This window comes from Methanoculleus sp. MH98A (genome assembly GCF_000691865.1).
Classification (GTDB): domain Archaea; phylum Halobacteriota; class Methanomicrobia; order Methanomicrobiales; family Methanoculleaceae; genus Methanoculleus.
This window is the reverse complement of record NZ_JMIO01000033.1, coordinates 40,378-52,804: the sequence shown is the minus strand read 5'-3', so window position 1 is coordinate 52,804 and position 12,427 is coordinate 40,378. Positions and strand designations below refer to the sequence as shown.

9 protein-coding genes are annotated in these 12,427 nt (G+C 64.0%); 3 read left to right on the top strand and 6 right to left on the bottom strand.

The window, feature by feature from the left end:
- Positions 1-21 precede the first annotated feature (21 nt).
- From EI28_RS05905 to hxlB, 3 genes are read right to left on the bottom strand one after another with little or no spacing between them, the layout of a single operon-like run.
- Entirely contained in the window at positions 22-1,059 is a 1,038-nt protein-coding gene (locus EI28_RS05905; protein ID WP_048113457.1) for a M42 family metallopeptidase, read from the bottom strand.
- Positions 1,060-1,066: 7 nt separating this feature from the next.
- Positions 1,067-2,173, bottom strand: coding sequence for a pyridoxal phosphate-dependent aminotransferase (locus EI28_RS05900; protein WP_048113502.1), 1,107 nt, complete (start codon positions 2,171-2,173; stop codon positions 1,067-1,069).
- Positions 2,174-2,180: 7 nt separating this feature from the next.
- Positions 2,181-2,780, bottom strand: a complete 600-nt coding sequence (gene hxlB / locus EI28_RS05895) for a 6-phospho-3-hexuloisomerase (RefSeq protein ID WP_048113455.1) — start codon at positions 2,778-2,780, stop codon at positions 2,181-2,183.
- A 552-nt stretch (positions 2,781-3,332) separates the two neighbouring features.
- Between hxlB and EI28_RS05890 the strand changes: the two genes are divergently transcribed.
- From EI28_RS05890 to EI28_RS05880, 3 genes are read left to right on the top strand one after another with little or no spacing between them, the layout of a single operon-like run.
- Positions 3,333-5,951, top strand: a complete 2,619-nt coding sequence (locus tag EI28_RS05890) for an ATP-dependent helicase (protein ID WP_048113453.1) — start codon at positions 3,333-3,335, stop codon at positions 5,949-5,951.
- Entirely contained in the window at positions 5,948-6,664 is a 717-nt protein-coding gene (locus tag EI28_RS05885; RefSeq protein ID WP_048113450.1) for a metallophosphoesterase, read from the top strand. The genes EI28_RS05890 and EI28_RS05885 overlap by 4 nt, the downstream gene beginning before the upstream one ends.
- A 46-nt stretch (positions 6,665-6,710) precedes the next feature.
- Positions 6,711-7,865, top strand: coding sequence for a sorbosone dehydrogenase family protein (locus tag EI28_RS05880; protein WP_048113449.1), 1,155 nt, complete (start codon positions 6,711-6,713; stop codon positions 7,863-7,865).
- On the opposite strand, the gene EI28_RS05875 is transcribed toward EI28_RS05880, so the two are convergent.
- From EI28_RS05875 to alaS, 3 genes are all read right to left on the bottom strand, one after another.
- The gene (locus tag EI28_RS05875; RefSeq protein ID WP_048113448.1) at positions 7,846-8,445 is read right to left on the bottom strand and encodes a DUF2179 domain-containing protein; all 600 of its coding nucleotides are present in this window, start codon (positions 8,443-8,445) and stop codon (positions 7,846-7,848) included. The two genes, EI28_RS05880 and EI28_RS05875, sit on opposite strands and share 20 nt — an antisense overlap.
- A 553-nt stretch (positions 8,446-8,998) precedes the next feature.
- Complete coding sequence (locus tag EI28_RS05870; RefSeq protein ID WP_048113447.1) at positions 8,999-9,646, bottom strand: transcriptional regulator; 648 nt, start codon at positions 9,644-9,646, stop codon at positions 8,999-9,001.
- Positions 9,636-12,383, bottom strand: a complete 2,748-nt coding sequence (gene alaS, locus EI28_RS05865) for an alanine--tRNA ligase (protein WP_048113446.1) — start codon at positions 12,381-12,383, stop codon at positions 9,636-9,638. Before alaS ends, EI28_RS05870 begins: the two co-directional genes overlap by 11 nt.
- Between the last annotated feature and the right edge of the window lie 44 nt (positions 12,384-12,427).

Genomic DNA, 12,427 nt, shown 5'->3' with positions numbered 1-12,427 from the left:
TGGTCAAAAAAAGAGGGTTCTTCAGAGCGCAGGTTTGCTCTTCAGCGCCTCGACGAGGAGCCGGACCCCCGCCTCGACGTCGGCGGCATCGACCACCTCGACCGGGGAGTGGATGTAGCGGGCGGCGATCGAGAGCGGGATGCTCGGGATACCGCCCCGCTCCAGGTGGATGATCGTCGCGTCGGTGTTGCCGCCGGTGCCGACCTCGAGCTGGCAGGGGATGTCGTTCTTCTCCGCGGTCTCGCGGAGCCACGCGGTCATCCTCGGATCGGCCATCAACCCGCGCCCGCTCGCGCTGACGAGAACCAGGACCGGGCCCTTGCCCATCTCGACGCTCGCGTCCTTCTTCTCGATCCCCGGGTGGTCGCCGGGGATGGTGACGTCGGTCGCGATCGCGCAGTCGGGGTTTAAGGAGTAGGCGCTCACCTTTGCTCCCTTCAGCCCCAGCTCCTCCTGGACGGTGAAGACGCCGTAGATCGTGTGCGGGGAGTCCGCCTGCTGCATGGCCCGGATGAGCATCGCGACGCCGACCCGGTTATCGAGCGCCTTTCCCGTGACGCGGGTGCCGGCAAGGTCCGTGAACTCGCGGTCGGTGGTGATCGGGGTGCCGATCTCGATCCCGAGGTTCTTCACCTCCTCCTCGCTCGTCGCGCCCACGTCGACGAACAGATTCTCGATCTTGATCTCTTTCTTGCGCTCCTCCTCTTTCATGACGTGGGGGGGCTTTGCGCCGAGGACGCCCGGGACCGGGCCGTTCTTCCCGTGCAGCACCACCCGCTGGCAGTAGAGCACCGGCCCGTACCAGCCCCCGATGGGGACGACCCGGATGAACCCCTTCTCGTCGATGTACTGCACCATCAGCCCGATCTCGTCCATGTGGGCGGCAATCATGATGGAGAAATCGCCGCCGCGCTTCACGGCGACAAGGTTCCCCATCGTGTCCTCGCGGAACTCGTCGACCACCCCTGCAAGTTCGGCCCTGACGATATCCCTGATGTTTCCTTCGCTGCTCGAGACGCCGTGGGCGTCGGATAACTTCCTGAGTAACTCTTTCACCATTCTTCTCTCACCCCATCAGTTCCCCGAGCCGCCCGACCGCACGGGAGAGGTTCTCCCGGGAGGTCGCGTAGCTGAAGCGTGCATATTCGGGTGCCCTCGTGCCGAACGCCGAACCCGGCACGATGATGACGCCCGCATCGACGGCCTTCTCGATAAGGTTTCGCCCCATCGGGACGAACATGTAGAACGCACCTTCCGGCCGGGGGAAATCGAACCCGAGACCGGTCAGCCCGTCGTAGAGGAGGTCGCGCCGGGCGCGGTACTCGCTCCGCATCCGGGCGACCGGCTCCTGGTCGCCGGTGTATGCGGCGAGCGCGGCATACTGCGATATCGAGGTCGCGCACGCCTGGGCGTACTGGTGTACCTTGAGGAACTCCGGGATATAGTCCCCGGGTGCCGCAAGGTAGCCGACCCGCCACCCGGTCATGGCGTAGGTCTTGCTCGCGGCGTTGACGGTGATGACGTCGTCGCCGAACCGGGCCGCGCTGACGTGCTCTTTCTCGTAGATAAAGTGCTCGTAGACCTCGTCGGATACGACAGTGACGCCCCGATCGTTTGCGTACTCCACGAGGGCGCGGATCGACTCCTCGCTCTCGACCGCGCCCGTCGGGTTTGTGGGAGAGTTCAGGACGAAGACCCGTGCCCCGTCCATCTGCTCTTTTGCCTGCTCGACGTCGATGTGCAGGGTCCCATCGAGCCCGATGCCCTCGGGTTTTCCGCCGGCCAATGTCGCAAGGGCGGCGTAGGAGACGAAACCCGGGTCGGTGAAGAGGACGCGGTCGCCCGGGTTGACGAGCGCCTCCATCACGAGGTGGAGCGCCTCGCTCCCCCCCGCCGTGACCATGACCTGCTCCGGCCGGCAGGCGAGGCTGTTTTCGCGTGCGAGCTTCTCGCAGATAGCTTCCCGGAGCTCCGGTATCCCGGTGTTCGGGGTGTACCCCGTTCTTCCCTCCCTGATAGCGGCGATCGCGGCCATCTTGATGTGGTCGGGGGTATCGAAGTCCGGCTGCCCGATGCCGAGGTTGATCGCGTCCGGCCCTCCGGCTTCGAAGAGCTTGCGGATACCCGACATCTCCACCCCTTTGACCCGGTCGGCATACCTGTGTTCGTTCATGATTATCTCACTCAATGTTTGCGTGGCGGCACTGGAGGTCTTCGGGCCGGCACTGGGTGATCTCCATCAGCCGGGATATGATCGCGTCCGCAAAGACCATCGCGGTCGTCTCGAAGATGGTGCCGAGCGGTGCGAACGATTTGTGCTCGCCCATCATCTGCCGGATCTCGAACTCCGCAGACTCGTCGGCCACCTTATCCCGCTGGCTCTCGATGATGACGATACAGTCGGCGATGCGGCCGATCCTCGAGTCTTTCTTCGAGGTGATGAGGCAGATCCTCCCGCCGATCTCTTTTGCGGTCTCGGAGATATCCGCAACCGTCTTGGTCGCGCCGGACCCGGAGAAGACGATAATGACGTCTCCCGGCTTCATGGCCGGGGTCACGGTCTCTCCGACGACGAATGCGGAAAGCCCGAGGTGCATCAGGCGCATGGCAAACGATTTCGCTACGAGCCCGGAGCGCCCGGCGCCCATGGTGTAGATACGGTTCGCGTTCAGGATCTCGGCGAGGAGCGCATCGATCTCGTCGTCGGACATCACGTCCGCGATTGTCCTGATCTTGGTCGCCATCAACCGCATCATGTTCTTAACCGGGTGATTTGTCATCGTAGTTCCGCTGTTAGGTTTTACCAGATCATACATTAGAATATCCCAGAAACTCCGGGACGGGGGTGCCCGCCCTCTTCCCCCGGGTTTACCGGAACCGGGGGGAGAAGGAGGGCGGGCATTGCCGAAAAGGGCGGCAACATACACCCTCCAGCGAAAAGGAGGGCGCGAACCGCGGTCGGCTGTCGGGCGGGATCCGCCGGGGATCCAATACCGTAGGAATCATGCATGAATCGCCATAAAGGCACAACAAACCCGCAAAATATCACCCACCCACCCCGGCCGATCAACCCCAAAGACGCAAAAGGCTATTTTGGATGATCGCAAAATACATACAAAATTCGGCGCATCGCTCCGGCCGCAACAGGAGCATTACGGCTGCCAGAACTCATTTCTGCAGCACCATATCCCCACTTCGACGCCCCATAGAGCCGATGTGGGTAAATTCTCCCGGACAAGGAGCGGATCAGGGATTACGCGGGCCTGCCGTTCCCCGCATCGCTATGCGGGAGGGCGCACGGCGGGACCCCGGGGACGACAAGAGGTAACAGGATGGAGAAGCGGCCGGAAAGGCATTCGAACGAGGAGATCCTCGGTCTCCTCGACGAGAACGTACGGGAATGGTGCATACGAAGGCTGGACGGGCGGTTCACCCCGCCGCAACGGATGGCGGTCCCGCTCATCCACGAGAGAAAGAACGTCCTCATCTGTTCGCCGACCGGGTCGGGAAAGACCCTCTCGGCGTTTCTTGCAATCATCGACGACCTCTTCGTCCGGGCACGGGCGGGGGCGCTCGAAGACAGCGTCTACTGCCTTTATGTCTCGCCGCTCAAGTCGCTTGCAAACGACATCCACAAGAACCTCAGCCTGCCGCTCGACGGAATCGCCGGGATCGCCCGCGAGCACGGGATCGACCACACCCCGCTCCGCCACGCCATCCGGCACGGGGACGTCTCGCGGGCGGATAAGGCGAAGATGGCGAGGAAACCCCCCCACATCCTCAACATCACCCCCGAGACCCTCGGAATCCTCTTGAACTCCCCGAAGTTCCGCGAGAGCCTCCGGACGGTCCGGTGGGTTGTCGTCGACGAGATTCACTCTCTCGCGGGTTCGAAACGCGGCGTCCATCTCTCGGTGAGCCTCGAGCGGCTCGAGGAACTGGTGAAGGAAGCGGGCGGCGGCTTTACCCGGATCGGGTGCTCGGCGACGATCGAGCCCCTCGCCGAGGTCGGCCGGTTCCTGGTCGGCGCCGGGCGCGAGGTGGAGATCGTCGATACCCGGTTCGCGCGGGAGTTCGACCTACAGCTCCTCTGCCCGGTTCCCGACCTCATCGACACCACCCCCGAAGACCTCGCGCGGCACCTCTATTCGACGATCCACCGGCTCGTCCAGGAGCACAGCAACACGCTCGTCTTCACGAACACCAGAAACGGCGCCGAGCGGATCCTCCACAACCTCCGCGTCCGCTACCCCGAATGGTATACGGAGGAGAACACCGGCTGCCACCACGGCTCGATGGGAACGGACGGAAGGCTCTCCGTCGAGGAGCGGCTCAAGTCCGGGAGGGTGAAGGTGGTGACGACCTCGACGTCGCTCGAACTCGGGGTCGACATGCCGCACGTCGACCTCGTCCTCCAGGTGGGCTCCCCGAAATCCGTCGCGGCGCTCCTCCAGCGGGTCGGGCGGGCCGGGCACCGCCTCGGCGAGGTGGTGAAGGGGCGGATCGTCGTCCTCGACCGCGACGAACTCGTGGAGTGCGCGGTGATGCTCCGGGAGGGGCAGAACGGGTTCGTGGACAGAATTCATATCCCGGAGAACTGTCTCGACGTTCTCACGCAGCACGTCTTCGGAATGGCGCTCGATGGGGAGACGCGGATCGATGGAATGCTCGAGGTGGTCCGCCGGTCGTACTGTTACCGCGACCTTGGGGAGGAGGACCTGATGAGCGTCGTCCGCTACCTCGCCGGGGAGTACGCGGGGCTCGAGGAGCGCCGGATCTACGCGAAGATCTGGCACGACGAGGAGGAAGGGACGGTGCGAAAACGGGGGCGGAACGCCCGGATGATCTACTTCCTCAACTCCGGGACGATCCCGGACGAGTTCTCCTGCGACGTCCTCACCCGGGACGGGGTCTTTGCCGGCAACCTGGACGAGAAGTACCTCGAGCGGATGAACAAAGGCGACGTCTTCGTCCTCGGCGGGCGGCGCTACCGGTTCGCCTACCGCCGGGGCGGGAAACTCTACGTCGACCCGACGACCGACCGGCCGACGATCCCGAGCTGGTTCTCCGAAAAACTCCCGCTCTCGTTCGATCTCGGCCTGCACGTCCTCCGGTTCAAGGAGATGATGCTTCGCGCGATGGAGAGGGCGGTAACGGAAGAGATCGTCGAGACCCTCCTCGCCGACTACCCCATCGACGAGAACAGCGCCCGGAGCATCTGCGCGATCTTCGAGCAGCAGGTGCTCTACATGGGCGACGAAGCCGTCCCGACGCCGGGCCGGATCGTCGTCGAGGAGCAGGTCGACCGGGAGAACCATCGCCGGCTCTACTACTTCATGACCAACTACGGGCTGCGGTTCAACGACGGGTTCTCCCGGATCGTCGCCTTCACGATCGCCCGGGACGTGACGACGAACGTCTCGGTCGGGATCAGCGATACCGGATTTTTAGTCTCGATCCCGCTCGAGAAGCGGGCCGACCCCGCACGCATCCTCCGGGGCATCCGGGCCGACGAGTGCAACGAGATCCTCGAGGAGGCCGTCGGGGACACCCAGCTCTTGAAGAGGGTCTTCCGGATCAACGCAGCCCGGTCGTTCATGATCCTCCGTAACTACATGGGGCGGCGAAGGAGCGCCCGGCGCCAGCAGGTGAGCGCCGATATGCTGATCTCGTTTGCCAAACGGCTCGACGGCTTCGCCGTGATGCGGGAGACCTACCGGGAGGTGATCGATGACCGGTTCGAGGCGGAGAACATCCGGCGGATCGTCGACGGGATCGGTGCCGGTGAGATCGAGGTCGTCCTGACCCGCGCCGCGTCCCCGAGCCCGCTCGCGTTCGGGATTGCGACGCTCGGCGTCTCCGACGCGGTCTACGCGCAGGACAAACTCTCGATGCTCCGCGAGTTCCAGCGCCGGGTGATGAGCAGCATCGGGGGTGAGGCGGCGGCATGAACGCGGTCACGGAGGCCGACCTCCTCTCCCGGTTCGGCTTTTACAAGGGCGCGCTCTACGTCAGGGAACAATCCCTCTGCGTCGTCTCCGACGTCCATATCGGGCTTGCGGAGGCGCTCTACCGGCAGGGGCTCCACTTCCCGCTCCACGAGGAGGAGACGCTGCTTGAGCGGTTCGAGGCGATCCTCGGCCGGTTCAAGCCGGAGGTCTTCGTCCTCGACGGGGACATCTTCCACGCCTTCGACCGGGTGAGCCGGGACGTAAAGGAGTCGTTTGAGACGATCCTCGCGACGCTCAAGGCCAAATGCGAGGTCGTCCTCGTCCGGGGATCGCACGACGTCATGCTGCCGGCAATCAAAGGAGGGACGGTCGAGCGCTACGACCGCGGCGGCTACACGGTGGTTCATGGCGATCAGGCGGTCGACGACCACGGGACGCTCGTCATCGGCCACGATCACCCGGTGATCGAGATCGATATGGCCCGGTTCCCCTGCTTCCTCTACGGGGAGGGCATGGTGAGGGGCAAAGACATCATCGTGTTGCCGGCCTATAACCCGCTCTCCCCGGGGGTCATGATCAACTACGCAAGGAGCCGGGACTTCCTCTCCCCCATCCTCCGCCGCGTGGATGCGGGAAGCCTGCAGCCGGTGGTGGAGGTCGACGGCGAGGCGGTCGTCCTCCCGCCGCTCGCCGGCATCCGGCGGTTTGCGTGAGTAACCCCTATATACCCTCCCGCCATCAGGAGTCCGGAGATGACGTATGTCACGCCGGACCGTTCTCATCCTTGCCGCCGTTGCGGTGATTGCCCTTCTCGGCATCGCCGTGGCCGTCGTGATGCCGCCGGGCGGCACCACGGGCACCCTGCCGCTCGATACGATCACCCTTCCGCCGGGGTTTGCGATCGACGTCTACGCCGGAAACGTTACCGGGGCGCGGTCGATGACCCTCTCGCCGAACGGGACGCTCTTCGTCGGGAGCCGCGGCCCGGGAAACGTCTACGCCGTACCCGACCGCGACGGCGACGGGAGGGGCGATGAGGTGATCACGATCGCAAGCGGTCTCGACTCCCCGAACGGCGTCGCGTTCCGTAACGGCTCCCTTTACGTCGCCGAGATCAGCCGCATCCTCCGCTACGACGGGATCGAGGCGAACCTCGAGAACCCGCCCGAGCCGGCGGTGGTGAGCGACGCCTTCCCGGACGACGCGTCGCACGGGTGGAAGTTCATCGCGTTCGGCCCCGACGGGAACCTCTACATCCCCGTGGGCGCCCCCTGCAACGTCTGCGACCCCGAAGACGAGCGGTTCGGCACCATCTTCCGGATGAGCCCGGACGGAACCGATCTTGAGATCTATGCCCGGGGCATCCGGAACACCGTGGGGTTCGACTGGCACCCCGGGACCGGCGAGTTATGGTTCACCGACAACGGCCGCGACTGGCTCGGCGACGACATCCCGCCGGACGAACTCAACCGGGCGCCGGAAGCGGGGATGCATTTCGGGTTCCCCTACTGTCACGGCGCGGCGATCCCCGACCCGGAGTTCGGGGAGGAGCAGCCGTGCAGTGAATTCACGCCGCCCGAGCAGGAACTCGGCCCGCACGTCGCCGCGCTCGGGATGCGGTTCTATGACGGCGGGCAGTTCCCGGAAGGATACCGGAACAGGATCTTCATCGCCGAGCACGGCTCCTGGAACCGGCTGGAACCTATCGGCTACCGGGTGACGATGGTCGAACTCGAGAACAGCACCCCCCTCTCCTATGAGGTCTTCGCGGAGGGGTGGCTCCAGGGAGGCGACGCCTGGGGGCGGCCGGTGGACGTCGAGATCGCGAACGACGGCTCAATCCTGGTCTCGGACGACCGGGCGAACGCCGTCTACCGGATAACCTACGGAGGGGTCACTTCCCCCTCCGGATGACCCTTCCGAAGGAAAACGGGGTCGGGCCCGGCACAGCGACCGGGAACGTCCCCTCCGCCGCCCGCCGGACGTCCTCTATCGAGTAGAACGCCTTGGGGTTGAACTCGTGGATGGCATCCTCGACGTCGCCCATGTTTTTGCGCTTGACCACCGAGAAGATGACCTTGCCCGGCCCCTGTTTCCCGTGGGCGTCGAGGACGGTCACCCCGTAGCCTGCGGCGCGGAGGTAGTCGATGAGGTTGGTCGCGTCGCGCTGGGTGATGATCCGGATGAGCGCAAGCCCCATCGCCAGCCGCTCCTCGACGAGCATCCCGATGTAGTTCCCGGCGGCGAACCCGGCCGCATAGGCAAAGTAGTTGAGCGGGTTCGTGAGGTTCTGAAAGATCTGGCCGATAGCGACGATCCAGATAAAGATCTCGGCGAACCCGAGGATTGGGGCGGCCACCTTCATCCCGCGCGAGACAAAGATGATCCGCATCGTCCCGATGGTGACGTCGCAGATGCGTGCGAGAAAGATGAAGACCGGGACGACAACCAGAGAGAGGAACTCCGGGTCGATACCCGGGACGACGCCGAGCATGGATCATGGTTGACGAGCAGGCGATATATTATTATCCATATTCAAATATATGCCGGACACAAAAAATCTCATAAAACCGATCTTTTTGGATATTAAGTGGAATGATCCGGAAAACCGGGGAGTATGATACGCCGACCGTACGGAAGACCGGGGCAACCGGATCTTCGCCCGCTTTCAAAAAGAAGACCTTCTCCCCGGTGGAGACGGAAACAACCGGAGATCGGCCCGGCACCCGTACGGGCACATGAGCATCATGAGATCGCCTCTAACCGCATTTCGGCCGCGCTTCGGGACGTTTTCAACCTGCAGCCCCGACTATGGCCGAAATCGCCATGAGATAGCCTTATGATATCAGAATCCAATCAGGCACAGTGTGGTGATACACCATGCCGAAATGCTACAGTTGCGGAGCGGAGATCAACCCGAAGAAGACGCGTTGTCCCAAGTGCGGAGCAAAAGTCGAAGCAGGAACCGGAAAACAGCCGGAGGCCGGAGTTGCAAGGGGGCGGCGATAAAGACCCTCCAAACCCCCTCGCCGGACCTTATTTTTATATCATTTCTGCTCTTTTTCCACCCGATCGCGCGGGGATGCACGCCACCAGTAGTAGACCTCGTAGACCAGCAGCGCGAACAGCACCGCGCAGGCACCGAAGAAGAAGCCCATCACCATATCGTGGACCGGCAGCGCCCCGGCGGCATCCACGGCAGGGACGGGAGACTGGAGCGTCGAGACGTCCTCCCCGGTGCCGCCGGCGTATTTATCCCCGTTCTCGGACATCACCCGTGAGACGGGAGTATAGCCGCCGAACGACAGCACCGCAGGGAGGATCGACCAGAGCCCGAGGCTCGCGAGGACGATGATTCCAAAGAGCGTCGCGTACTTCTGCAGCACCGACCGGAGATCGCTTGCCGGCGACGCGATGATGAGAACCTGGTTCGCAAGGCCGTAGACCTTCACCTCGCGTCCCTTCTCGCTCCAGCGGGTCTCCATAACCTCGAGAAGCCCGGCGTCGAGAAGGTTCTCGATGTGGTAAGAAGCGGTGGTGATGGGGATCTTCATCCGCCGGGCGACCTCCGACGACGTCAGCGGCCCGCCGCCGAAGGCCTGGATGATCGCGTTTGCCGTCTGGCTCGCCATCGCCCGGGCGATCTTCTGTGCCTTTTCATCGCCCGGCTGGATAACTACAACATCATTCGCCATGGAGTGCTTCGATAATTCTGTTGCGCCCGTAATCGAGCGCTTCATCGAGACGGGAGGCGTCCGGGCCCGCGCCCTGCGCAAGGTTCGGCTTGCCGCCGCCCTTTCCGCCGAGGATACCGCAGACCTCCCGCACGATATCGACGGCGTTCACCGTCGAGGCGCCCGACGTCGCCACCACCTTCACGGTGCCGTCACCCGATGCAAAGAGCGCCACGCCGCCCTCGTCGGCGACGGTCGTGGCGAGTGCGACGAGTTCCTTATGGGTCGCATCGAGCGTTCTGACGACGACCCGGACCCCGTCCACAACCTCGCCGTCGAGATTCTGCATCTCGAGGTCCACCACTTTCTTCTGGAGACGTTCAATCTCCTTCTTCTGTTCTTTCCATTCCGAGAAAAAGCGCGTTACCGTCGCCGGCAGGTTCTCGGGCTGGACGCTCACCACGTCGGCGGACTCCTGGAGGAGGTCGGCCAGGTGCTGCACGGCATGCACGGCGGCGATACCGGCCGCAAAGACCAGCCGCTCGACGCCGTCCTGGATATGCTCGACGCCGAGGATCCGGATCGGCCCGATCTCGCCGGTCGTCCGGACGTGCGTTCCCGCACACGCCTGCACGTCGGCGCCGACCTGCACCGTCCTGATCTCCCGGCCCGGCGGGACGCCGCCCTGGTAGAGGCAGAACCCGTACTTCTGCTCGGCCTTCGTCCGCTCCTCGACGTGAACGTAGACCGGCGTATCGGCCATGACCAGGCGGTTCGCCACAAGCTCGATCCTCCTGAGTTCTTCGGGCGTGATGTGCTTGTAGTGCCGGATGTCCAGGCGGGAAGCCTCGCTTCCCTTCTGGGCGCCCGCCTGGTGCACGTGGACGCCGAGCACCTGCTGGGAGGCGTGCAGGAGAACGTGGGTCGCCGTGTGGTGGCGCATCAGCGACCACCGGCGCTCCTCATCCACCATGCCCTTCACCCGCTCGCCGCGCTTCAGGCAGCCGCCCGTGACCCGGTGGAGGATCACCTCGCCGAGTTTCACGACCTCCTCCACCCGCACCATGCTCTCGGACGTCACCAGTGTGCCGGTATCGGACGGCTGGCCGCCGCCCTCGGGGTAGAAGAGCGTCTGGTCCAGCACCGCCATCCCGTCGAAGTAATCCAGCACCATCGCCTCGAACTCGACCTCGTTCGGGAGTTCGTAGTAGAGCTTCTTCGTCGGGGGGAGAGAGACCGCACGCTCGCGGTAGGCGTCGAGCGGGTCTTCTCCCCGCGCCTCCTTCTGCGCCTCCGAGTGCGTCTCGGCGATCAGCGAGTAGAAGTTGTCGGGGATCTCCACGACGGCACCCTCGGCGGCGGCGACGTCCTGTATCATCTCGGGCGGGATGCCGTGCGAGTCGTAGAGGGTGACGACCTCCTCGAGGGGAACCCGGGAACTCTTTGCCTTGTAGTTCCGGGCGATCTTCTGGACGATCCGGGCCCCGCGCTCGAGCGTGCTTGCGTACCGCGCCTCCTCGTTCTCCACGATCTCCCGGACCGCGTCCACGTCCTGCTCGAAGTTCTCGACCCCCACGACCTCCATCTGTGCTTCGATCAGGTCCGCGAGGGCGTCGTCCGTCGAGAGGTCGTTCATCATCCGCAACGTCCGGCGAAGCACGAGCCGGGCGAGGTAGCCCTCGCGAACGTTCGAGGGGACGATGCAGTCCCCGAGCATGTAGGCGAGGCAGCGGGTGTGGTCGGCGATCGAGTAGACCTTCTCGATCGGAACGACGATCCGCTCGAGCCGTTCGACGGGTACGTCGATCGCCTCGGCGACCTTTTTCCTGAGGTTGTAGAGGTTCGTCCCGGAGATGTCCATAACTCCGGCGAACCGGGCGCTGAGCCCCATGATCTTCGTGAACTCCGGGTTGTCGAGGAGGTCCTCGAGACGGGCCGACCGCATCAGGCGGCTCACCATCTCCGGGAAGACCGCATCGTAGATCGTCGGCGAACCCTTCGAGGCCCAGACGAACCGCTCAAGGCCGTAGCCGGTGTCCACGATATTCAGCCGCATCGGGTAGTAAGGCACCCCGTTCACGTCGACGGGCGGCTGATCGGTCTTCTGCCGCCCCAGGTTCATAAAGACCAGCGTCGCGACCTCGAGACCGCCGATGAGCACCTCGACGGACGCTCCGGCGTTCCCGCCGCCGTACCACGGGTGCTCCTTGTAGCTGACCCGGGCGGGATCGCCCCCGATAGACTTGATGAACTCGTCACAGAGGGCGACCGTCTCGTCCTTCCAGTAGATCTGCTCCTCCGGGGTGTTGAAGGCGTGGTGCGCCATCATCTCAAAGAGCGTCAGGTGGCGCCCCGACCTTCCGACGGAGTCGAGGTCGTTTAACCGGATGCAGGGCTGGGAGATGGTCAGCGGGTTCGCCGGCGGGGGAACGACCCCGCTCGTGACGAACGGCTGAAAATCGGCGATGGACGCGATGGTGAGGTAGATGTCGTCTCTCCACCGGGCGGCTACGGGATATCGTTCGAGGCGTGTATGACCGTGCCGCTCGAAGAACGAGAGGAATGCCTCCCGCATCTCGCTAACGTTATGAGGCTTGAAGACCGGGTTGCCGATGAAGTTATACGTCACGCACGGGGCGTCGCCGCAGAACTCCTGTTCGGGGTCCCGGGTCCAGAAGGCCGCTCCGCAACTCTTGCAGACCTTCCGCTCAAACCCCTCTGACCTGAAATAATCGAGCGTATATTCTTCCTCGAGCATTGAAAATCACGCAGCATAATCTGGTATGATTGTGACCGATATAG